The organism is Ruegeria sp. CDSC042, assembly GCF_059610745.1.
This window is the reverse complement of sequence record NZ_JBXWOF010000001.1, coordinates 204,600-225,535: the sequence shown is the minus strand read 5'-3', so window position 1 is coordinate 225,535 and position 20,936 is coordinate 204,600. Positions and strand designations below refer to the sequence as shown.

Annotated in this window: 23 protein-coding genes; 2 read left to right on the top strand and 21 right to left on the bottom strand. The window is 58.5% G+C overall.

What is annotated here, in order from left to right; all coding sequences use genetic code 11:
- Nucleotides 1-4: 4 nt before the first annotated feature.
- The 18 genes from AC2FHX_RS01145 to AC2FHX_RS01060 form a co-directional block, all read right to left on the bottom strand.
- Complete coding sequence (locus AC2FHX_RS01145) at nt 5-3,967, bottom strand: baseplate multidomain protein megatron (RefSeq protein WP_496700529.1); 3,963 nt, start codon at nt 3,965-3,967, stop codon at nt 5-7.
- Nucleotides 3,968-4,414: a C40 family peptidase gene (locus tag AC2FHX_RS01140; RefSeq protein ID WP_496700530.1), complete on the bottom strand. Its 447-nt coding sequence runs from the start codon at nt 4,412-4,414 to the stop codon at nt 3,968-3,970.
- Entirely contained in the window at nt 4,411-5,298 is an 888-nt protein-coding gene (locus AC2FHX_RS01135; protein ID WP_496691062.1) for a phage/gene transfer agent baseplate hub protein, read from the bottom strand. The genes AC2FHX_RS01140 and AC2FHX_RS01135 overlap by 4 nt, the downstream gene beginning before the upstream one ends.
- Nucleotides 5,298-5,930: a DUF2460 domain-containing protein gene (locus tag AC2FHX_RS01130; protein WP_281971926.1), complete on the bottom strand. Its 633-nt coding sequence runs from the start codon at nt 5,928-5,930 to the stop codon at nt 5,298-5,300. Before AC2FHX_RS01130 ends, AC2FHX_RS01135 begins: the two co-directional genes overlap by 1 nt.
- A gap of 15 nt (nt 5,931-5,945) precedes the next feature.
- The gene (locus tag AC2FHX_RS01125; RefSeq protein WP_496700531.1) at nt 5,946-6,608 is read right to left on the bottom strand and encodes an RcGTA-type gene transfer agent tail tape measure protein; all 663 of its coding nucleotides are present in this window, start codon (nt 6,606-6,608) and stop codon (nt 5,946-5,948) included.
- Nucleotides 6,595-6,804: a rcc01693 family protein gene (locus AC2FHX_RS01120; RefSeq protein WP_496700532.1), complete on the bottom strand. Its 210-nt coding sequence runs from the start codon at nt 6,802-6,804 to the stop codon at nt 6,595-6,597. The genes AC2FHX_RS01125 and AC2FHX_RS01120 overlap by 14 nt, the downstream gene beginning before the upstream one ends.
- Nucleotides 6,801-7,121 carry a gene transfer agent family protein gene (locus AC2FHX_RS01115; protein WP_496700533.1) on the bottom strand — a complete coding sequence of 107 codons (321 nt, stop codon included), beginning with the start codon at nt 7,119-7,121 and terminating at the stop codon, nt 6,801-6,803. The genes AC2FHX_RS01120 and AC2FHX_RS01115 overlap by 4 nt, the downstream gene beginning before the upstream one ends.
- 2 nt (nt 7,122-7,123) lie before the next feature.
- Nucleotides 7,124-7,537 carry a phage major tail protein, TP901-1 family gene (locus AC2FHX_RS01110; RefSeq protein WP_496700534.1) on the bottom strand — a complete coding sequence of 138 codons (414 nt, stop codon included), beginning with the start codon at nt 7,535-7,537 and terminating at the stop codon, nt 7,124-7,126.
- A gap of 20 nt (nt 7,538-7,557) precedes the next feature.
- Nucleotides 7,558-7,971, bottom strand: a complete 414-nt coding sequence (locus AC2FHX_RS01105; protein WP_142633186.1) for a DUF3168 domain-containing protein — start codon at nt 7,969-7,971, stop codon at nt 7,558-7,560.
- A complete protein-coding gene (locus AC2FHX_RS01100; protein ID WP_142633184.1) occupies nt 7,968-8,306 on the bottom strand; it encodes a phage head closure protein in 339 nt (112 codons plus the stop codon). Before AC2FHX_RS01100 ends, AC2FHX_RS01105 begins: the two co-directional genes overlap by 4 nt.
- Nucleotides 8,303-8,902, bottom strand: coding sequence for a head-tail connector protein (locus AC2FHX_RS01095; RefSeq protein ID WP_496700535.1), 600 nt, complete (start codon nt 8,900-8,902; stop codon nt 8,303-8,305). Before AC2FHX_RS01095 ends, AC2FHX_RS01100 begins: the two co-directional genes overlap by 4 nt.
- A 171-nt stretch (nt 8,903-9,073) precedes the next feature.
- Nucleotides 9,074-10,252, bottom strand: coding sequence for a phage major capsid protein (locus AC2FHX_RS01090; RefSeq protein ID WP_496676132.1), 1,179 nt, complete (start codon nt 10,250-10,252; stop codon nt 9,074-9,076).
- Nucleotides 10,253-10,287: 35 nt separating this feature from the next.
- Entirely contained in the window at nt 10,288-10,845 is a 558-nt protein-coding gene (locus AC2FHX_RS01085; RefSeq protein WP_496700536.1) for an HK97 family phage prohead protease, read from the bottom strand.
- 14 nt (nt 10,846-10,859) lie between these two features.
- Nucleotides 10,860-11,078 carry a GTA head formation protein, RCAP_rcc01685 family gene (locus AC2FHX_RS01080; protein ID WP_496691057.1) on the bottom strand — a complete coding sequence of 73 codons (219 nt, stop codon included), beginning with the start codon at nt 11,076-11,078 and terminating at the stop codon, nt 10,860-10,862.
- Nucleotides 11,071-12,234: a phage portal protein gene (locus AC2FHX_RS01075; RefSeq protein WP_496700537.1), complete on the bottom strand. Its 1,164-nt coding sequence runs from the start codon at nt 12,232-12,234 to the stop codon at nt 11,071-11,073. The genes AC2FHX_RS01080 and AC2FHX_RS01075 overlap by 8 nt, the downstream gene beginning before the upstream one ends.
- Before the next feature lie 197 nt (nt 12,235-12,431).
- Entirely contained in the window at nt 12,432-13,043 is a 612-nt protein-coding gene (locus AC2FHX_RS01070; protein WP_496700538.1) for a hypothetical protein, read from the bottom strand.
- 104 nt (nt 13,044-13,147) lie between these two features.
- A complete protein-coding gene (locus tag AC2FHX_RS01065) occupies nt 13,148-14,434 on the bottom strand; it encodes a DNA-packaging protein (RefSeq protein ID WP_496700636.1) in 1,287 nt (428 codons plus the stop codon).
- A gap of 542 nt (nt 14,435-14,976) precedes the next feature.
- Nucleotides 14,977-15,354: a VOC family protein gene (locus tag AC2FHX_RS01060; RefSeq protein WP_496688437.1), complete on the bottom strand. Its 378-nt coding sequence runs from the start codon at nt 15,352-15,354 to the stop codon at nt 14,977-14,979.
- A gap of 40 nt (nt 15,355-15,394) precedes the next feature.
- On the opposite strand from AC2FHX_RS01060, the gene AC2FHX_RS01055 reads away from it, so the two are divergent.
- Nucleotides 15,395-15,931, top strand: a complete 537-nt coding sequence (locus AC2FHX_RS01055; protein ID WP_496700539.1) for a winged helix-turn-helix transcriptional regulator — start codon at nt 15,395-15,397, stop codon at nt 15,929-15,931.
- Between the two features lie 317 nt (nt 15,932-16,248).
- A complete protein-coding gene (locus AC2FHX_RS01050) occupies nt 16,249-17,511 on the top strand; it encodes a DEAD/DEAH box helicase (RefSeq protein ID WP_142633162.1) in 1,263 nt (420 codons plus the stop codon).
- Nucleotides 17,512-17,544: 33 nt separating this feature from the next.
- Here the strand turns inward: AC2FHX_RS01050 and mltG are convergent, their stop codons facing one another.
- The 3 genes from mltG to AC2FHX_RS01035 all read right to left on the bottom strand — a co-directional run bounded on the left by mltG (nt 17,545) and on the right by AC2FHX_RS01035 (nt 20,919).
- Entirely contained in the window at nt 17,545-18,705 is a 1,161-nt protein-coding gene (gene mltG, locus AC2FHX_RS01045; protein ID WP_496700540.1) for an endolytic transglycosylase MltG, read from the bottom strand.
- On the bottom strand, nt 18,706-19,971 hold the full coding sequence (gene fabF, locus AC2FHX_RS01040) for a beta-ketoacyl-ACP synthase II (protein WP_496691051.1): 1,266 nt from the start codon (nt 19,969-19,971) through the stop codon (nt 18,706-18,708).
- 204 nt (nt 19,972-20,175) lie between these two features.
- Complete coding sequence (locus AC2FHX_RS01035; protein ID WP_496691050.1) at nt 20,176-20,919, bottom strand: 1-(5-phosphoribosyl)-5-[(5-phosphoribosylamino)methylideneamino]imidazole-4-carboxamide isomerase; 744 nt, start codon at nt 20,917-20,919, stop codon at nt 20,176-20,178.
- Nucleotides 20,920-20,936 lie beyond the last annotated feature (17 nt).

Here is a 20,936-nt window from a genome sequence, read left to right as displayed (position 1 = left end):
GCGCCTATCCGACCTGCAGCCTGACAGGCGATCCAGGTCCGTAAGCCGCAGATATCTGCGAAACCGACACCTCATAAGACCCAGTTGCAGCGTCACCGGCCTTCATGGACGACGTGTAATTCCAATCCGGCTGGGCAACGACCTGTTCCCGGATCAGGCTACCATTCTGCCGGACCTGAACAAGGTAGGCTTCGGTTTCTTCATTCAACGGCACATCCAGCCCGGACCAGTCATCGCCATCCAGACGTGTCCGCCGCACCCATGAGAACACGTCCCTCGAGCTGGATTGCTGCACGCGAAGATGAGAAGGGGCATAGGGCCGCAAACCATTGCCTTCAAAGGCCTCGACCAGATGCTCGTAAGAGGGATCTTCGTACCCTCTGGTTGCAGGGCCGATACGGTAATGTTTGGTCAGGCCACGTTCCGACCGCAACAACCCTGTCTGGAAGACACGTTCGTCCAACAACACGAACATTGATCCTTCGGGCCAGAGATCGGGCATGATTGCATCTGTCCCCAGCTGGCCGCGCAACCGGCCAGATAGGGTATAGACACCTTCCTCTTGCAGAGCAGCATCCGCGAACTGGAACACCTCCCAATTGCCGGGCGCTCCGTCGCCAATCGCTGCAAGATTTGCGCCGTTTAACAAGGCAGACCGTGGACGGGACTCCAGGACGCCATCTACAAGATTGACACGTAAGGCATCGCCTTCATCCCAAAGTCCGGTACTGGCCCTTCGCATCGGGCTTGCGGTGAAGCCTATTATGGCCTGCCCTGTTATCACCTGTTGCAACGCGTAATCCTCATCGCTTAATGCGGCATACACCGCAACGCTTCCTGGCCAAGGGTCTGCTGCAGCCGCAAGATATGGCGCATGCGGCACTTCGGAACCGGTGATCAGAGGCAGGTCCAAGAATACCGGCAGCACCGGCACCGGAGCGACAAATGGCTTCGCTGTAACTTCATCAGCGGGGGCATCTGGCGGTGTGTAAACGCCGGGCTCGATCCTGACAGCCTCGGCCAGTTGCATTTCGGCCTGTTCAAGCCTGTCAATGCGATAGCGCGCTTCCTGCCCACCACTGACAAGCCGCACAACATCCCCTGCCCCGACATTCAAAAGCGAAGGCGGTAATGCAAACCTAGCCGTTTCACGCGAGACACGCGCCTCACTCAGCCAACGTTCCACCGTTTGACGCCCCTCGGCCCGCGTCATGGACAACGGCATCTCATTTACCGATACCGAATGGGTTTCATCATCAGGCAACACAGCCTCTTCCGAGACTATTTCATGGTCAGCATCAGACTGAACAAAGCGCAGCCTGACACGGCCAGAGATTTCCGCCTCAGCCTCGCGACGATATTCCACGTGTCCGTCAATGTCCGAAGTGATGGCCAACTGCTCTTCATTCAGGGTCAGGGCACGTGCGCCATCCCGCATCTGAAAGATCAGCTTTCCTTCGCGTTCAAGCGCATCGAAACCATACCGCAGCATGAGCGGTTGCAATGCCGAACGGGCATCCGAAACCTGTTCAACCGCATAGCCCTGAACGGAACCGTAAAGGCCCGAGACATCAATCTCGGTAACACCGGCAGCATGGCAAAGCTCGGTTACAACAGAGGCCAGCGTTCGTGAGCCGGAACGCCCATTAAGCCAATGGCCGCGGGCATAGTTGGCCCCATCGCTCCACTGGCTGCGCAGGTTTGGAAAGGTCGGATAGGGCCGCGCATCCCACGCCCAGACATAGGCATTGGACACGTCCACCATCGGGCCGCCATAGCTGGATGAAACTGGATTGATATCTGCGTCCGACCAATAGCCAAGAACCGCCCTGAAGTATTGCGTCTGCAGAAAGTCGTCCCGAAGCCCGTTTGAATATTTCGGCAACCCGGATTCTGAAGATTTAGGGTCTAGAAACTTGTTGGGCTGGTTGGTGCCTTTGTCTACTGCCGCACAACCGAGCTCAGTGAACCAGATGGGCTTGGACTCTGGCAACCAGTCAGTCGGGTTGTCGCTACGCACACCATTGATTCGCTCGTGATGCGGTTGTGACCACCAGTTGCGAACGTCCTTATATCGCCAGATCCACGGCTCGTTATGTGAACCATCTTCGATCGGCGTACGGATTTGTGCCGCCTCTTCTTCGGGCGAGGCATAATACCAGTCATAGCCTTCGCCACCTTCGATGTTCCCACGCAGATAGGAAAGATCGTAGATGGATTTTGCGCCGGCATCCGCATCCACGTGATCTTCACCGTCCCGCCAGTCGGACAGAGGCATGTAATTGTCGATACCGACGAAATCTATGTTGTCATCCGCCCAAAGCGGATCGAGGTGGAAGTAGCGATCCCCACTGCCATCATTTGGCTGGTAGCCGAAATACTCGCTCCAATCCGCCGCATAACCGATCTTTGTGTCTGGCCCCAGAATACTACGCACTTGCCCTGCCAAAACGCGCAGCTGCTCAACGGCCGGAAATCCGTTTAGGCCACGAATCTGGGTAAGACCACGCATTTCCGAACTGATACAGAAGGAGTCCACCCCACCTGCCGCCTTACACAAGGCAGCGTAGTGAAGAATAAATCGGCACAACCCCCATTCCTGCGGGCCAGAATAGGAAACCGTGCCGTTTCCGATGACAAAATCATCCGCTCGCGCCTGACCAAAGAAATCGGACACCTGAACATTGGCCTCAGCCATCTGGTCCGGAGACCCGTCCCGCCCAGGCGCAACACTCAGAGTGATGCGACCGCGCCAGGGAAGGTGCGGCTGATCGCTGGCATCAGACCACGGGTCGGGCAATCCGTTTCCACCGATCTGATCCATCAGGATAAACGGGTAGAACATGACCCGCTTCCCCTCTTGCTTAAGGTGTTGGATCGCTTGAATGACCGACGCGTCCGCTGGTGTCGCGCCATAGACGGGCTCGTTATTTTCCTGACGAACGATCTGGGCGGTTGCCCTTGTCAGCCCCGCGACACCCCAGGGCATATTTTTGCCCTCGATACCATTTTGCAGAACCTTTGGTTGTATCTTGCATTGACCGCATCGCAGATCACTTCCGAACCAGGACACAACCAAAGAGGCGGCTTCACAGCCCGGAAGTTCACTTTTCAAGGCTTGTGTGGACGTCACGAGATCAGGCAAACCAGAGGTCGAATTCACATTGGCCGCCCAACTGCGGCCGCGGCCTTTTGTGTAATTCACCTGCTGGGACGCCAATGCATATTCACCGGTCCCAGGCATTAGCGCCACGCCTCGTACAATACGTGACAGGGAATTTTCGGTATCAGGCAAACCAGGCTGCTCTTGCCGCACGACCTCGAACGAGAACTGCGGGACGCGGTTTCCAAAAGCGCCCAGCTTCAAATCTTCGATCACAATATAGGCGGTGCCACGATAGGCCGGGACATTTCCAGTACCTTCGATTGCTTCGATCAACGGATCGGGCAGCTGATCGTCGGTGCCAGGATAGACGCGCATATTCAAACTGCTGCGCTCAATCTCTTCGCCATCCGCCCAGACACGCGGCACGTCAGATATTTGCCCCGCGCCCAACGCGACCGCTAATGAAACTGAATAGCTGTAGCTGTTGGTGGTCGTTGTAACCTCGGGCTGCTTGGGGGATCCCTTGCCACCCCCAACCGATTGCGTGGTAGAGCTGGTGCTGCGGGTTTCCAGAAAATCCGAAGCCCAGATAACCTGCCCCCCGACACGCATCCGACCAAAGATGTTGGCGACAGCGGCGCCCTCGCCCGTCTGAGTAAGGCGAAAACGGTCCAATCGGCCCGTTTCTACAACTTCGCTGCCGCTGCCCATGACCGACTGGCTCATCAAACGCTGGTCGATGACACGCCCAAGAGTGGCACCAATGGCACGGCCGATAACTGCCGTGGACAGCCCCGCAACCGTCCCGCCAATGGCCCCGCCAACAGCGGCACCCGCCGCAGACAGTAATATCGTCGCCATCTAGATATCCTCCGTGGGGAACTCAAAACAAGAAACAACCCGCCGTCGCCACGGGTCGCTTAGGGCGCTTTCAACAACGCCATGTCCGGAATAAGCGTGAATGAACCGAGGGATGTCTCGACAGGTGCTGACAATTCCCAAATGCTTGGCAACGCCACTTTCCCGCATACGAAACAGCAACACGTCTCCGACCGAAAACCATGCCGGATCTTTCTCGATGAGATGGCGGCGTGCTGCGGCCCACATACGCTCTTCGCCCTGTGGTTCAGACCAATCCATGCTATAGATTGGGACGGCCTCAGGTTCGTGCCCGAGCACAGCGCGCCATACGCCACGCAGTAGTCCCAGACAGTCCGTTCCGGTGCCTCTTACAGACGCCTGATGGACATAGGGGGTGCCTAGCCAGCTTCTGGCCTCATCAACAATGCTTTGCTTTGTCGGGATCATCGTCTGCTTCCCCCCCTGTTTGCCCCGTTTTTCTTGGGAACCGCCATCACCCAATCTTCGGAAGGCAGGTCAGGAAAGCCCTGAAAATTCGTGATATTATTGAACTTCAAGCGGCAGGTCGTCATGCGCTTGTCGCAACCTGCGGTCAGCCTCACCCTGTCGCCCTCGGCCAATCCACCGCTGATTGCAGACCACAGAACGACCGATCGACCTGTGTCGGTCTTTTGGTCCTTCTTGACCGCCCCCCACAGCCCAGCCGCACGGCCTGTCAGCACATCAAGCCGACCACGTTCGAACCATGTCTCAAGGTGAGTTTCCGCCCCTCGCAGCTGCAAAATACTGCCACCCGTCAAACCGACGATCTCAGCTTCGGCCGAGTATCCCAGGGCATCGGTGTTGAACCCGCACGCCTTGTCGCCCAGCACGGCTGTGCAGGGCTTTTGGTAAATCCGGCCCAAAGGTCGGTTCAACTTATCTGTCAGGCCCCGCAGTTCGGCATGAAAAGCCCCACCTGCCCGTCGCAATTCACCGATTGATCCGCGGAACTGCAACATTCGCTGCGATGGATCGGCCCAGTTCACAAGCCATGCCCGCACCTCGGCCCCGTCGAAGCGACCGGATTCGATATCCTCTTCGGTTACTGCGACATCCGATAACGCACCCATTGCTTCCGAGTTATCAATGGACAGCCCCGTTGCCTGCTCGATCGCGGCTGCTGTCAGACCCGAACTTGCATTGAAGTCCAGGCCTTCAAAGCTCAGCTTCAGGTCATGGTCGGTAAAGCCAAACTGAACACCGTCTGTGCGCGTAATCGCCCAACACCGACAGGTCGTTGTCAGACCACTCTGCAGATGGGCCTGCAGTGCCTGTTTGTCACCAGCCATCAGACACGCACCTCGACCACTGGCACGTTCGGAACGTCCCCTGCCTGAAAACTCGCGACACTTGTCTGGATCTTGTCGGTGTCAAACCTCACTGGCACATCGAATTCAAAACCGGCGGTGATATCAACCCGTTCAGGCGGAGGCGAATAGAACGTGACCAACCCCGAGTTCAGATCCACCTCGAAGTCGACACCTTCACGCATCTCATCCTGCTCGACGCCCACGCGGACGGTTCCCAATACGGGTTTGACGACCGGCCTTACATAAGTGAATCCACCCGAGGAATAGGTCTTTACCAGCTGGAATTCTGTCGCTACGCCATCACCTTGCGCAATGATCTGGTCGCCTTGGGCAACTTCGCCCGTAGCCGCACCAGATTTGAAATCGGACCAGTCTTTCCAGCGAAATCCAAACATCTGCCCCTGCCTCGCCTCGAAGAACGAGATCAACGTTTCGATGTCATCCAAGGATCGCATACCCAGACCGGCATCATAGCGACGCCGCGAATGCGCCCAGGGGGTATTGCGCTCTTCGAACCCGTTCGCCAGCGTCACAATATCCGTGCGCCTCTCGGGCCCACCGACCGAACCAAAACTCAGGCTGGCCGGAAATCTCACCTCGTGGAAATTCATGGTCTGCTCCCTGATCTACCTATTGCGATTGCCACGACCCAGCGCGCGGCTCATCTGGGCCGCGATCTGGCTTTGGCTTCGACGGAAACCCTGCACGTCCGGGGTCGTGATGTTCATCACCACGTTCACCGCAGAGCCGCCGCCAGACATGCGCACGCCCAACTTCCCATCGGTACTGCGGGCCAGCGGCATAATGGCCTCGGGGCCAGCCTCGCCCATCAGCCCGGTGCCGCCACGCATTGGAAACGTGGTTGGACCGCTGATCACTCCACCGTTGGCAAAGGGCATCACCCGTCCTTGGCTGAAGCTGCCGCCGTCAGCAAAAGGAAGAATGCCCTTCACAAAACCTCCGATCCCATTGGCTAGAAGGCCGCCGAAATGATCCGTGACCGGTTTGATCGCAGCAGAATAAGCGGTGCGGATCATCGAGTTCTTCAACACGTCCAGCGCATCGGACAGGTTCATTCCGTCCATCACGACGCCATCGAACGCCCGTCGCAGGCCACCGGACATGCCACGCTCCAGCGTTGCAACATCCTTGCCCGTTTCCTCAAAGGCTGCTTTGATGCGCTTCATCTGCCCATCAAATGCCGCAGCCATCGATGCCGCATCACCCAACGAGTCGCCAAGCGCCTCGCCCCGCTCCTGCAGGTCTTCCAACCCGTTACGATCCGTCATCACGCTCTCCTTTTGTCTTGTCCGGATAGGCCGCCAGCAACGCATCCAAACCCATCCTGTTCATCGAAGGCATGCCCGCGCCCTGCCCCAGCATCAGCCGCAACTCGGCCGGGGTCAGGCTCCAGAATTGGTCCGGTGTCAGGCGCAGGCTAAGGAACCCGGCCCGCATCAATGCGGGCCAGTCGAACCCGCTCATGCCTGCCCCGGCACCATGAAGGCCCTTGCCAACAGTTCGGCCGCGGCACGAGCACCGTGCATTGGCCCGCCCTCGATCTCGGCACTCAGCAGGTCGGCGCGGGTGACATTGGCCCCGCCCCCCCGCAGCCCGGCGACGATAAGCGCCAGAACATCACCGCTGGAATAGGCGCCACCTTCGAACCGTTGCACCAGTTCAACCAATGTCCCGGTGCCCAGTTCCTGTTCCAGTTCCGCCAAAGCACCCAAAGTCAGCTTCAGCACCCGTTGCTCTCCATCGATGGTCAGTGCCACCTCTCCCGTCCACGGATTGGCCATCGTTACAGCACCGTAAAGGTCAGAGCACCGGCGCTTGCCATGCTCATTTCATAGGTCGCTTCACCATTGTGAGAGCCCGCATATTCGATGCCGGTCACCTGGAACGCACCCGCAACAATCCCGAAATCCGGGATGATGATCTGAAAACCAGGTGTCTCACCGTCAAAGAACAGCTGTCGCGCGCGCTCATCCGTTCCCGCGTCCTTGAATACGCCCGAGCCCGAGATCGAGGCCGACTTGACCCCCGCGCCCGACAAAAGCTCGCGCCAGCCACCCTGGCTTTCCAGGCTGGTCACATCGACACTTTCCGCGTTGAAACTGACCCGCGTGGCACGCAGCCCCGCAATGGTCTCGAACAGGCCTGAGCCGTTCATATCCACTTTGACCAACAGGTCTTTTCCGTTCTGGGCAGCCATTTGCTCTCTCCGTTGATTGCTTAATCGTCTTCCACGCGGGCGCGGAATTTCAGGTCGATCTGGCGGATCGCGCCGCCCGTTCCGGTCCGACGGGCCGAGGCACGTTCGAACCACAGCCCGACCAATCGGCCTCGATCCAGGGTCAGCCCCGCACTGTCCAGGGCGTCACAAACCGCCCCCGCCAACGTTTTTGCTGCACCGAACCCGGCAGCTTCGGACACGACGGACACCGTGAACCGATGCACCGCACCGGTCCCCGACCGGTCCGAGGCATCGCGCACCTCTTCCGGGCCCAGCGTCACATAGGTTTGCGGAACTGAACCCGCTGGAACGGCGTCATAGATCGCTCCACCTGAAAGAGTGCTGATCTGTGTGTCTTCCGACAATTTCTGGTAAATTGCCGCCTGCAACGCGGCTGAAACGCCATAGCTCATACCGCCACCTCCTCATCCGCAAAGCAGATCAAGTACTGGCCGCGCAGGTCCCGCTCGGCGACGGCGCGGATAACGAAACGGCGTGTGCCTTCCGCAAACCGCTGATCCGGCGAGGGGCGCATGGTCGATCCTTCGGGCGCGCCACGAACCACAATCCGGTAGCCGACACGCGAAACCGGCAACCCTGCAACATTTCGCTCTGACCCGCTGCGCGCAGTGACTTCGGCCCAAACCGAGCCCAAGGCGACCCATGTTTCCAGATACCCACCGGCGCCATCAGCGGTGCGCACGGAGGATTCAAGCAACAGTTTTCTATTCAGCCGAGGCGCCTTCATTGGGCCACCCCTGCACCAAAACGAACCACACGATAGCGTTGGATCAGGCTGGTCACGCCAAAGGGCATACAGCCGGCACCCAACGTGGTCTCATCCCGGTATTCATAGTAATGCGCGGCCAACAGCAGAACCGCCTGCCCGAGATCTGCCGGCAACCTTGACCATTCCCCGGCAATACCGGCGATAAACGCGATCTTCACGGATCCGCCGGTCGAAATAGCGGGCAAGACAGCCCCGGCAGGGCGTATCCGCGGGCGCTGGCTATCGCGATCCAATCTGTATCTGTCAGACGAAACGGCGGTTTCAGTACCCGCTGCATCCGTTAAACTGACCGTATTGATGGTCGAGACCGGCGCCACAGGCAGCACTTCGCCCGCAGGGTCACGCCAACTGTTAAGGCTCCAGGAAAACTCACGCGTGATAAGTACCTTCCCGGTACGCGCCTCAATCGCAGCAATCGCCGCCCTTAAGAAGCCCTTGAGCACTTCATCCTGCACGCTGGCACCAGTAAAGCCTGTTCCCAGCCTCAAATGCGCCTTGAACTGATCCACCGGCAGCGCCGCATCCGCGATGGCGGTTTCTTCGATCAACATCATCCATTCACTCCGCAATCTCGGACCCCTCCGGGGCCGTAACTTCAGGAATTGACGGGCACGCGCCGCCCCACGTTGCTCGGACGGAGGGGAGCAGCTAGACAACGCAGGGATCTCGCCCCGACCCGCGCCCGCCGCCCCGAGGGGCGAAGGCCCCCCGGGATTCAGCCCGCTTTAGGCGGTGCCGAATTTCACGAGTTTGATCGCAGCAAAGTCGCTGACATCGCCGCCGACGCGCTTGGTCGCATAGAACAGAACATGCGGTTTGGCGCTGAAGGGATCGCGCAATACGCGCAGGTCCGGACGCTCGGCAATGGTATAGCCCGCCTGGAAGTCACCGAAAGCAATCGAAAAGCTGTCGGTTCCCGCATCCGGCATATCTTCGGCGATCAGCACCGGATAGCCCATCAGCCGCGCCGGCTCACCAGCAGCCAGACCGTCCGACCACAAGAAGCGGCCATCGCTGTCTTTCAGCTTGCGGATCAGACCAGCAGTTTTCGAGTTCATGACGAAGGTCCCGTTGACCCGGTACTGCGCGCCCAGCGCATAGACCACGTCCACAATGGCATCCGCTTCGACACCGCCATCGGTACCGGTGGGGACATAGCCAATGTTACCCCAATCCCAGACATCGTTGTCGACCTTGGCGTGGTTCAGAATACCCTTGGGTTTGTCCGCGCCGTCGCCGTTGATAAAGGCCGAGGCCTCGGCGCGTGCAAACTTGTCCGCGATACGACCGGCCAGCCAACCCTCGACATCGAACGCGCTGTCATCCAGCAGTCGCTGCGAGGCTTTGGGCAGTGCGCTCAGCTCGTGCAGCGGGATCGATATCCGGTCAATCGACGGGGTGCTGGTTTCGCTCGCCGCAGCATTTTCATCTGCCCAGCCCGCACCGATATCCGTGTGGTCGATCAAAACATCGAACGAGTTCGCCTCGACATTTACGATCGAAGCAATCGAGCGGATAGAGGCCGTAGATTTCAGCACCGATTTGATGATCTCGGCGGTTTGCGGGTCAATCAGGTACCCACCGTCACTGTTCACAGCGCTCGAGAGGGATTTCACCTCCATCTCAAGCCCACGCAGGCCGTCATCCTCACCCGAACGCACATAGGCATCAAAGGCCTTCTGATGCGGTGCACCGTCCTCGATTGAGGCCGCAAGATGCGGGCGTGCCGCGATGGTTGATTTACGATCCAGCATGGTCAGTCGCTCTTCTGTCTGTTGCAATTTGGTTTTAACTTCAGCCTTCAGGCCCTTGAATTCGTTCACGAAGCCAGTCATCGCCTGCTTCACCTCCTGAACCAGGGGCACACCCTCTCCGGTCAAGGCCGGGGTTTCGGTCTTGCTCATCAGCACTTCCTTTTTGGGGGTGAGGTTTCGGCGCGCTAGGTTCGCGCCAGCTCCTGCCGGGCGTGATCAAACACCTCGGCAATACTGCGCCAGGTGTTCTCGGCCTCGGGGTCCACCCCCTTTGCCGCCACCCGCGCACTGGGCAGCATCGGGAACGTCACCAGCGACACCTCCCACAGCTCCAGTTCGGTCAGGACCCGCTGGCCCTTGTCATTCTTCACGGCGCGCTTGGTACGATAGCCAATCGACAGGCCATCCATTGCGCCCGCCCGGATCAACTCGGCCGCCTCGCGACCTTTCTGAGTGCTTTCCAGCAGACGTCCCTTGACCCACAAGCCCCGGTCATCTTCGTGCACCTCATCCCAGACACCAATGGGCTGCGCCGGGTCATGCTGCCAGAGCATCTTGACCCGTTGACCCGCTGTGCCCAGCCTCTCAAGCGAACCGCGATACGCACCTTTCTGCACCACGTCACTGCCCTGATCCACCTGTCCAAACAGGCTGGCATAACCTTCGATCACCGCGTCCTCGGTCACCGAAAGACCCTCTCCGAACCGTGCGAACTTATGCTCCAAATCCATAAACTTCTCCATGTAACTCTCTGAATTCATGGCGTTACTGAAAGGAATGACTGAAACGCCTGCGCTAGGATCACCGCTGCCACGCCATACACCGTCAACCACAACCGCCTCTCCAGCCGCTCCATCATCTCTTCGATCTGATCCAGCCGCTGGCACAAATGCGCATGCTGAATCTCGGCCACCCGCTCATGCGCGGCCAGCCGCAAGCCTGGCGCGCAATCGAATGGCGGATATCCTTCAGCCATCCGCACGCTCCGGCAGCCCCAGCAAAGCACGCTTTTCTGCGTCAGTCAGGAACTCAGCCCCATTGACCCGCGACCAAAGCGCATCCCGCTCGGCGGACAACGCTGGAACCTGATCCAGATCGGGCTTCAGCATAAGCTCTTCGCCGGTAAAGCCGGCCAACCACGCCGACACCGCCGCCGCCACCCGCGTCACCAGGGGCAGCACGGTCAGGCGGTAAAACGCCCGGTTGGCCTCCTGATAGTTCGAATAGGTCGCATCGCCCTGGATCCCCAGCAACATCGGCGGGACCCCAAAGGCCAGCGCGATCTCGCGGGCGGCGGCTTCCTTGGTCTTTTGAAACTCCATGTCCGAGGGCGAAAAGCCCATCGGCTTCCAATCCAACCCCCCTTCAAGAACCATCGGACGACCAGCATTGCGCGCCCCGCGATAGTTCTGCTCGATCTCATCGGAAAGACGCCGGAACTGATCGTCGGCCATCACCCCTTGGCCATCACCGCCCTTCCAAACCAGCGCCCCCGAAGGTCGCGCTGCATTGTCGAGCAGCGATTTTGACCACCGAGACGCGCTGTTGTGCACATCAATCGCCATCGCCGCAGCCTGCATCGGCGAGAACCCGTAGTGATCATCTTGCGGGTGGAACGATTTGATATGACAGATGTTTTCCGCCGCAAACCGGTGTTTCTTGCCGCCCACAGCGTAATCATACGCCTTGGGCCAGCCATCCGCTCCCGGCACCACGCTCATCCGGTCGGATCGCAAGACATGCAGCTCAACCGGCAGCCCTTCTTCGGCCTGAACCGCCTCAACATAGGCATTGCCCGACAGCAGCAACTGCGCAAACAAGGCCTCCATCAACTCTGCCCGCCCCTGTGCGGCATTCGGACGGCGCATCAGGGACAGGATCGGATGTACATCATAGCGCTGCGCCTGATCCTGCAGCACCAAAGGTAACGCCGCCGCCGCCTCGGCAATCAGCTTGACCGAGCGAAACCCCACCGGGTTCCCCGCAAACCCCGTCCGCGTCAGCGACACCGCATCCCGCGGACTCCACGCTACGCGCCCCCCGGTCTGCCACGCCACCACAGGCCCCGCCGCGCTCGCCTTCGCCTCGGGCGCCTCATCAGCCGATCCACGACGCAAGAAATCGAATACCATCTGTGCTCCTTTCTGCCGCCGCTCTGCCCGGCTTGTTGAAAGGAGTTATGACGGAAAGAAGTTTAAGCCTTGGGAATGGGGCGTACGGAGGGTGGGCAACGGGATAGCTGTAGCTGCATTGAGATGGGGCTACGCAGCCGAAACGAGGTCAAATCTAATGCTCATGACACTCCTGTGGTATCCGCTACATCACGCCGTCAAGATCGGATCATTGTGAGTAGTTCCTCAGCCTCCGGAACATAGTCCAACAGTATAGGGTAGTATGTCCTGCCAAAGAGTATCGGATGGCCGGGATGGGACAGCCCAAGCCCGAATGGTTGCACCTGCTGTTCGGAAAGAAGAATGCCAACTTCAAGTGATGGATAAGGGCGACTATCGACTATTGAATACGGAAACTTCGCTGAATGTTCACACGAAACGACATAGAGCCGGACACCTAGCCTCCAGTTTCTACCTCGCCGGCAAACAATTACCCGCCTGTTCGTAACAAAATAGGCCAAGTTATACAGGACGTAGTGCCGCTGACTCGCGATGCTAAACGAAAAGGCAACGAAAGCGAACGTTACTGCTCCGTATATCCAATACGCCTCAAAACGGCCAAACTCGGCATCGGCATTGATGAATGGAATAGTAGCCCACATGACGACCGAAGCGACCAACAGGAAAACATGAATCTTCCGCTCCTCACCTACCGCCTGAAAGAACTTGCGTCCGTATCCGGGTTCACCCGACCAGAGCAACTTTTCGCCGGGGGCGAGAATATCTTTTAAATCAAATCTGTTGGTACTGGTTACTGTGACTTTTTGCATAGCTTAGCCTTTAAACTGTCAAATCTGCAGAAACCAGCCGCAAACAGTTGATAGCAAAGCTTGGTTAAAGCTCTATTGTCGTCATTCCTTCCTGATCGCTAAGCTCACAAACTCCTTACCCTCGGCCGCCGATACGCCCCCGCAGGCCCGACAACCAACTCATGCAGCGCCCAGACCAACGCGTCGACCCGGTCGGGTGAGCCCTGCCCCTCAAACCCGCGCGCGGTCATCTGGCACATCTGCTCCTCCAGCGCGTCCAACCCGGCCACATGGGCCACTCGCCCCTGTTCGTACAAAGCCGCCACAGGCTCGGCCCGCGCGACCTTACCGCGTGACGCCCGCACCGCGCGGTACGGGACCAGAGGGTCCACCTGCCGCACGACCTCTTCCACCAGCTGGCCACCCTGATTGACCTCAGCCACCAGCCGTTCGGCCCCAAATTCATCCATCGCATCAAGCGCCGCCTGCGCCCAGCCCGCCGGGCCGACGCCCTGCACCGTCCGGTCGGCCAGCACATAGGCGCGCCACTCCTCGGGCGGCCCTTGCAAACACGCTCCAACGACGACGATCCCGCAAGCATCCGCAGCCGCCCCCGCCGTCACCGCAGGGTCCAGCGCCACCACGATGCGGTCCAGCTCGGCCACCCGTGCACAGCGCGCCGCCTCCAGCATCGATCCGGTCCACAGCCCCCCTTCGGCGTCGGACAGCAGCACCCCGTCCAACTCCTGCCGCCCCAACCGCGTGCCCGCGTACCGCGCGTGCACCTCTTCCAAAAACGAGTCCGCCAGATTGGCCCGGTTCGCCTCGGTAGGCGCATGGGTCTGCACCGTGGACGGCGACGCCAGCAGATCCTTCAAAACCTTCACATTGCGCGGGGTGGTCGTCACGCAGACCCGAGGCTGATCCCCCAGCCGCAGCGCAAATTGCAACATGTCCCAGGTCTCGCCCGCCTTTTTCCACTTAGCCAGCTCATCCACCCAGGCCGCATCGAACTGAGGGCCGCGCAACCCCTCAGGGTCGTGCGCCGAAAACGCCTGCGCCTCGGCCCCATTTGGCCAGACTAGTTTTCGCTCTGACGCCTTCCAAATAGGTCGACGATCCGGTGGTGAGCACTGCAATATCCCACTATCGCCAAAGATCATCACGTCGCGCACCTGATCAAACGTCTCGCCAAGCAGAGCCACCCGGCGCGCCTTGCCCGTGTCCAACGGCAAAGACCCCTCAACCATCGACCGAACCCACTCGGCCCCGGCCCGCGTCTTACCAGCGCCACGCCCCCCAATGATCACCCATGACCGCCAATCGCCCTCGGGCGGCAACTGATGCGGCAGAGCCCAGAACTCAAACAGGAAAGGGAGGGCACACAGCCCCCCCTCCCCGATCTCACTCAGAAATCTGTCCTGCACCGCAGCAGGCGCGGAGGCGAGCCAGCCTGCACCCGATCTCAGATCGTGCCCGATCAAGGTCGAGCGCGTAGCCCCCTTGGGCAATTCCGGCTTGTCTGTGATGTTGTTCGACAAAGCTTGTCTCCACTTTTTGGCAACTTCGGATCAGCCCCTCAAGCTGTCCCAGTTGCTTGCCTGCACCAGCAAGATCTGCATCCTCCCCGGCACCGATCTGCCTGCGCAGTTCTTCCGCTGCTTTGCGCAGATCGCGAATGGATGTCTCAAGTGACTGCAACAAGTCAGCCGTCTGGGAAATCCGCTCTTCCGGGGTAATTAAAGTCATGTTTGCGTATTGACCTCATGCGTGAGTTTTCTCCGCACGAGAGAAACGAAAACGGCCGCCGGGTGTTACCCCGAGGCCGTTGCCCACTTCTTCTAGCATGACACAGTTCGTACCAAATTAAGTCCGAAAAGTCAATGATTTGCGCAACACCCACGCAACAGGGAACGTGCGGTGCAGGTTAATATTTTCTTCCCTGCCGGAGTCTTTAGCCGCTGCCAGTCAAATCCTGCGCCAGCATCAGCGCATTCATATCCGGATCATAAAACGTGGCCGTGCTGACCATCCCTTCGATCGTTTCCGTCGCACCATCGAAGGCCACCCCTGCAGCCTCTAACGCGCTGCGGGCGGTGGTGATATCGGCGACCTCAAACACTGGAACGCAATTCCCCGGCGAAGGCTTTGCCTGCTCTCCTAACCCCAATGTGACACCGTCCACATTGGTGCGCATCTCACTCCAACCCGCTTCATCTATGTGATGGGCAATTTCAAACCCCAATTTGTCGCTGAACCATTCGGCGCTTGCATGGCGGTCCCGAACTGAAATCGCAAGCGTGATCGTGTTTTTCAAAGAAACAAGGGGCATCAATCTTTCCTTTTGAGCTAAATTATATTAACTATACTTTATGGACATTAAATTGCTTGTCAAGCTGACCTCCCGAGCTTGGTCGCTGAATATTCTGGCACTCATGCATTCCGGCACTCCTGGCAGGCAGGCCGCTCTGCTTGCTGCCACCAGCGCAGGAAGAACTGCCTTCGCGGCAAGCCTGGACCATCTCATACGCCTTGACCTGATCGAAAGGAATCCGGGCCACGGGCACCCATTGCGCCCTGAATTCCGATTAACCCTGCCGGGGATCGAAACCGCCAGTATGGCCAGCGCAATCGTAAACGCCGTTCCGGATGACACCAAGTTCAAGCTCGTCCGTAAATCCTGGACCGTCCCGATCCTGGCACTCACCGGCACTCCGCACCGCTTTTCCGCCATCAAATCGGATTTGGTATCGATCACGGATCGGGCGCTGTCGTCGTCCCTTCAACAGCTAGAGGCGCTCGACTGGATCCGACGGGACATTGAAACTGCCGCGCGGATGCCCTTCCCTACATATCGAGCTGTGAGAACAGGTTTTGCGATCAACCAAGCGGTCAATCTCACTGCTTAAAGGTTGCAGACAGCCCACAACGATCCTTTTCGCCGGATGTGATCTATAACGCACAGCTTGACATTCCGCCCCGCAACCTGCATGAGCGCCTTAACAAAGCGCTGACGCGTGAGCATTGGCAGGTCCGACCTGCTCCACAGCGCTCGATTCACCCCATAGTTCCCCTTCACGCAGGGTTCTGAATGCGACGGCCGGATGCCGCAGGAAACGCCTGTGCATCCAGAGTCTTAGCGTAACCCTGTTGGCATCGCATATTGCGCTGCTGATTTATGTCGTCCGTGGTGATCCAGTCACCAGGGGCAAAAAAGGAATGATATTTGTTCGACTTTGATATGCTGGGTCTTGCCCCGGCCCTGAACGACGCTTTGAAACGCGCCAATTTTTCACAACCCACTCCGATTCAGAACCAGGCAATCCCCATGGCATTGCAGGGGCACGATATTCTGGGCCTTGCCCAGACCGGCACCGGCAAGACGCTGGCTTTTGGCCTACCTCTGATCGACCACCTGCTGGCTCAGACCGGCAAGCCTGCGCCGAAAACCGCCAAGGCTCTGATCCTTGCCCCGACCCGTGAACTGGTCAACCAAATCGCAGATAGCCTGCGCAATTTGACCACGAATACGAAGCTGCGCGTGGCGACAGTTGTTGGCGGTCAGTCCATCAGTAGGCAGATTTCGTTTCTGGCACGCGGCACAGACATTCTGGTTGCCACCCCTGGTCGTTTGATCGACCTGATGGAACGCAGAGCAGTCGACCTCGGCTCGGTACGTCATCTGGTACTAGACGAAGCCGATCAGATGCTGGACATGGGCTTTATTCATGCTCTGCGCCGGATTGCACCGCAGTTGGGCACGCCCCGCCAAACGATGCTGTTCTCTGCCACTATGCCCAAGCAGATGGAAGAACTCAGCCAGGCCTACCTGACAAACCCGCAACGCATTCAAGTGTCCCCTCCGGGTAAAGCCGCCGACAAGATCACCCAATCGGTTCATTTCCTGAGCCGCGCGGAAAAACCGAGCAAACTGCGCGAGATTTTATCTGCGGATAAAGAAGCTCTGACGCTGGTGTTTTCGCGTACAAAACATGGCGCCGAGAAGCTGATGAAGGGCCTAGTGGCCGACGGCTTCAACGCCGCCTCGATCCATGGCAACAAAAGTCAGGGACAGCGTGACAGGGCGATCAAAGCTTTCCGCGCAGGCGAAATAAATGTCTTGGTGGCAACAGACGTGGCCGCTCGTGGCATCGACATCCCGGGCGTTGCCTATGTCATCAACTACGACCTACCCGAAGTGCCGGATAACTACGTCCACCGCATTGGCCGAACCGCCCGTGCCGGCCGCGAAGGCGAGGCGATCGCTTTCTGTGCACCGGATGAACTGGATCAACTGAAGCAGATTCAGAAACTGATGAAAATTGAGGTTCCGGTCGCCAGCGGCACAATGCCCGAGTTCGCCGAACCCGCAAAATCGCGGAAAGGCGGAGGGTTCCGTCGCCGTGGTCCAAAGCCGCAAGCAGCTAACAAGTCGGGCAACCCCGGAGGCCCAAAACGCCGGCGACCGCGTCGATCCTCCGCCGCCTAAATCTAAAAGGCGCCGCTATTAGCGGCGCCTTTTTTAGTTTCCGGTGCTTTGGCGCTCGGCCTCAATCTCACGCCATTTGGCGACGTTTCGATTATGCTCATCCAGTGTCTCGGCAAAAGCATGTCCGCCGGTGCCATCTGCAACAAAGAAAACAAAATCAGTCGCTTCGGGCGAAACTGCGGCTTCAAGACTTGCAAGACCAGGATTTGCGATAGGTGTTGGCGGGAGCCCATCAATCACATAAGTGTTCCAAGGCGTTGCACGGCGCAGTTCGCTGCGGCGCAGGCCTCGGCCCAACGCGCCCTGCCCCTTGGTGACACCATAGATTACAGTCGGGTCCGTCTGCAGCTTCATGCCTCGCTCAAGCCGGTTTACAAATACGCTAGCAACCTGTCCACGCTCATGCGGAACACCAGTTTCCTTTTCGATGATTGACGCCAAAATCAGCATCTCTTCGGGGGTTTTGATTGGCAAATCATCCTGCCGCCCTTCCCAGGCGGCGTTAATGCGCAGTTGCTGCTTATCCTGCATCGACTGCAGGATTGCCGCCCGATCGGCACCTCGCACAATGTCATAGCTGTCCGGTGCCAGCGCCCCTTCGGCCGGTATTTCAGGGATTTCCCCCGTCAACGCGTCGATCTGCTTAAGACCCTCAACCACCTGCCAGGATGTAACACCTTCAGCAATCGAGACCCGGTACCGTGTGTCCGAGTCTTCGCGCTTTTGGGTATAAGCCGCGGGTATTTCTTCTTCCGCTACATCGAACGATGCGATTTCATCGAAATCCAATGTTGCGGGGTTCAATTCGCGTACACGGGTTTGTATGCGGGTTACACCGATCCGGTACTCAATCTCGGATCCGCAGGTACTGGCCCCGCTCCGCGTAATCTCATCAATGATCTGCTCCATCGAAGCACCCTCGCGGACCAGAAAGCTGCCTGCCTTCAGCTGAGGTGCCTTGTCGGTATAATCCGCCGCCATACGGAATATCGTAGCGCTGCTGATCGCGCCCTGATCCTCCAGCTGTCGGCTGACCTGCGTCATGTTCGAGCCACGTTCGACCTGCAAACACATCGCAGCTTCCAGAGGGCCCGCATTCTTGTATCGCGCCTGCCCCCACAAAATCAGTCCACCGGCAAGAAACAGGCCGACCACCAGGATGGTCAGCATGTTGGAGGCCAAAGCGCGCCACATTTAGCTGGCCTTTCCGAAGATCACACTTGCATTGGTGCCGCCAAATCCAAACGAGTTTGACAACGCCACATCAATCTTGCGCTCACGCTTAGCATTCGGAGCCAGATCAATCTGCGTCTCGACCGCTGGGTTGTCCAAATTGATCGTCGGTGGCGCAACCTGATCGCGGATTGCGAGGATCGAGAAAATGGCTTCGATCGCGCCTGCTGCGCCCAACAGGTGGCCAGTGGCCGATTTGGTCGAGCTCATCGTCACATTCGCGGAATGCTCGCCCAACATACGCTCGACCGCACCCAATTCGATGGTATCGGCCATGGTAGATGTGCCATGCGCGTTGATATAATCTAGGTCTTTCGGCTCCAGCCCCGCGCTGCGCAGTGCCGCGTTCATCGAACGCTCTGCGCCGTCGCCGTCCTCGCTGGGGGCGGTGATATGATAGGCATCACCGGACATGCCATAGCCCAGAACTTCGGCATAGATTTTCGCGCCACGCGCTTTTGCATGCTCGTACTCTTCCAGAACAACGATGCCCGAACCTTCACCCATGACAAAACCGTCTCGGTCGACGTCATAGGGGCGACTGGCTGCTTTGGGGTTATCCGCGTATTTGGTCGACAGCGCCTTGCAAGCGTTGAATCCAGCGATACCGATTTCGCAAATGCACCCTTCGCCACCACCGGCAACCATTACGTCAGCGTCACCGGCACGGATAATGCGGCTTGCGTCACCAATAGCGTGAGCACCGGTCGAACATGCAGTCACAACCGAATGGTTCGGGCCTTTGAATCCATGGCGGATCGACACCTGACCCGAGGCCAGGTTAATCAGCGCGCCTGGAATAAAGAAAGGCGACACCCGTCGAGGGCCCTTGTCGCGGATCAGGTTAGCCGTTGCCGCGATGGAACCCAGCCCACCGATACCTGAACCGATAAGAACGCCAGTGCGCAAGCGCGCCTCTTCATCCTCGGGCAGCCAGTCGGAATCCTTGCAGGCCATTTCAGCAGCTGCAATCGAGTACAGAATGAAGTCTTCGATCTTGCGCTGCTCTTTCGGCGGCATCCAGTCGTCAGGATTGAATGTCCCGTCGGTGCCGTCGCCTCGCGGAACTTCGCAGGCATACGTTGTGGTGACCCCACTTGCCTCAGCATCAAATTGCGTGATCGGGCCTGCACCGGATTCCCCATCCAGCAACCGCGACCATGTTTCCTCGACCCCGCTGGCCAATGGAGTGACCAACCCAAGACCGGTTACAACGACTCTGCGCATAAAATGCCTCTTGCCTGCTTCCTGTTTGAGAAACGCTCTTACCCCGGGCCGGGGTGCGGGGGCAAGAGCAAGGCGCAATCATCACACAAGCAGATTGAGCGGAACACCTACAGTATACACTCTTGCAATGCGGCTCCTGGCCAGATGAAAGCCCGCCCTTTCACTGGACATGAAAGGGCGGAACCTGTTGTTTTGGAAGAAATCTTACTGAAACGCCGCAACCGGTTCGTGCGCTGTGCTGGCAACATTCAGCGCATCTGAAAGCTCAAGCGTCTTTCTGAACAGCGCGCGGCCAACCAAGGCGCCCGAAATATTCGGGATATAAGCCAACCGCGAGATATCATCTGTCGTGCGGACCACACCGCTTGCGATGATCGGTGTGCGAGATGTCTCTGCCAGCCCCGAGATCAGGCCCAGCTGTGCCTCAACGTCTTCCATGTCGCTATCGATATCAGTGACCAGAATTGCCGCAAACGGCGTCTCTGAAAACGCTTCGATAAAGGCCTCTGGTGTAAACGCACTTTGACTACGCCAACCGTCGGTCATCACTAAGCCTTGCCAAACGTCTACGGCCAGAACGATTTGGTCCGGATAGAGTTTGGCCAATTCTTTCACCAGATTTGGATCCCACGCAGCCATAGTGCCGATAACAATCCGGCCTGCGCCCTTGTCGATCCAGTGCTCGACTTGCTCGCGCGTTCTCATACCACCTGCCAACTGCACAGGGATTTCGGCAGAACGGATGATCTCTTCAACCATCTCCGAATTGGTATCGCGCCCTTCAATCGCGTCAAAATCGGTCAAGTGCATCCACTCGGCTCCAGCATCGGCCCAACTGCGTGCCGTTTCTGCGGGATTCACGTGCCAAATCATGGCCTCATCCAGACGACCCTTGTCCAGTGTGACACAGCGGCCGTTCTGCAGTTCCATCGTAGGGTAAATCCTCATGAGCTTGCTCCTCCGCT

Bases quoted from the DNA above. Each gene is read 5' to 3' on its own strand.
- AC2FHX_RS01145 (WP_496700529.1), bottom strand. From the start codon at position 3,967: ATGGCGACGATATTACTGTCTGCGGCGGGTGCCGCTGTTGGCGGGGCC.
- AC2FHX_RS01140 (WP_496700530.1), bottom strand. From the start codon at position 4,414: ATGATCCCGACAAAGCAAAGCATTGTTGATGAGGCCAGAAGCTGGCTA.
- AC2FHX_RS01135 (WP_496691062.1), bottom strand. From the start codon at position 5,298: ATGGCTGGTGACAAACAGGCACTGCAGGCCCATCTGCAGAGTGGTCTG.
- AC2FHX_RS01130 (WP_281971926.1), bottom strand. From the start codon at position 5,930: ATGAATTTCCACGAGGTGAGATTTCCGGCCAGCCTGAGTTTTGGTTCG.
- AC2FHX_RS01125 (WP_496700531.1), bottom strand. From the start codon at position 6,608: ATGACGGATCGTAACGGGTTGGAAGACCTGCAGGAGCGGGGCGAGGCG.
- AC2FHX_RS01120 (WP_496700532.1), bottom strand. From the start codon at position 6,804: ATGAGCGGGTTCGACTGGCCCGCATTGATGCGGGCCGGGTTCCTTAGC.
- AC2FHX_RS01115 (WP_496700533.1), bottom strand. From the start codon at position 7,121: ATGGCCAATCCGTGGACGGGAGAGGTGGCACTGACCATCGATGGAGAG.
- AC2FHX_RS01110 (WP_496700534.1), bottom strand. From the start codon at position 7,537: ATGGCTGCCCAGAACGGAAAAGACCTGTTGGTCAAAGTGGATATGAAC.
- AC2FHX_RS01105 (WP_142633186.1), bottom strand. From the start codon at position 7,971: ATGAGCTATGGCGTTTCAGCCGCGTTGCAGGCGGCAATTTACCAGAAA.
- AC2FHX_RS01100 (WP_142633184.1), bottom strand. From the start codon at position 8,306: ATGAAGGCGCCTCGGCTGAATAGAAAACTGTTGCTTGAATCCTCCGTG.
- AC2FHX_RS01095 (WP_496700535.1), bottom strand. From the start codon at position 8,902: ATGATGTTGATCGAAGAAACCGCCATCGCGGATGCGGCGCTGCCGGTG.
- AC2FHX_RS01090 (WP_496676132.1), bottom strand. From the start codon at position 10,252: ATGAGCAAGACCGAAACCCCGGCCTTGACCGGAGAGGGTGTGCCCCTG.
- AC2FHX_RS01085 (WP_496700536.1), bottom strand. From the start codon at position 10,845: ATGGAGAAGTTTATGGATTTGGAGCATAAGTTCGCACGGTTCGGAGAG.
- AC2FHX_RS01080 (WP_496691057.1), bottom strand. From the start codon at position 11,078: ATGGCTGAAGGATATCCGCCATTCGATTGCGCGCCAGGCTTGCGGCTG.
- AC2FHX_RS01075 (WP_496700537.1), bottom strand. From the start codon at position 12,234: ATGGTATTCGATTTCTTGCGTCGTGGATCGGCTGATGAGGCGCCCGAG.
- AC2FHX_RS01070 (WP_496700538.1), bottom strand. From the start codon at position 13,043: ATGCAAAAAGTCACAGTAACCAGTACCAACAGATTTGATTTAAAAGAT.
- AC2FHX_RS01060 (WP_496688437.1), bottom strand. From the start codon at position 15,354: ATGCCCCTTGTTTCTTTGAAAAACACGATCACGCTTGCGATTTCAGTT.
- AC2FHX_RS01055 (WP_496700539.1), top strand. From the start codon at position 15,395: ATGGACATTAAATTGCTTGTCAAGCTGACCTCCCGAGCTTGGTCGCTG.
- mltG (WP_496700540.1), bottom strand. From the start codon at position 18,705: ATGTGGCGCGCTTTGGCCTCCAACATGCTGACCATCCTGGTGGTCGGC.
- fabF (WP_496691051.1), bottom strand. From the start codon at position 19,971: ATGCGCAGAGTCGTTGTAACCGGTCTTGGGTTGGTCACTCCATTGGCC.
- AC2FHX_RS01035 (WP_496691050.1), bottom strand. From the start codon at position 20,919: ATGAGGATTTACCCTACGATGGAACTGCAGAACGGCCGCTGTGTCACA.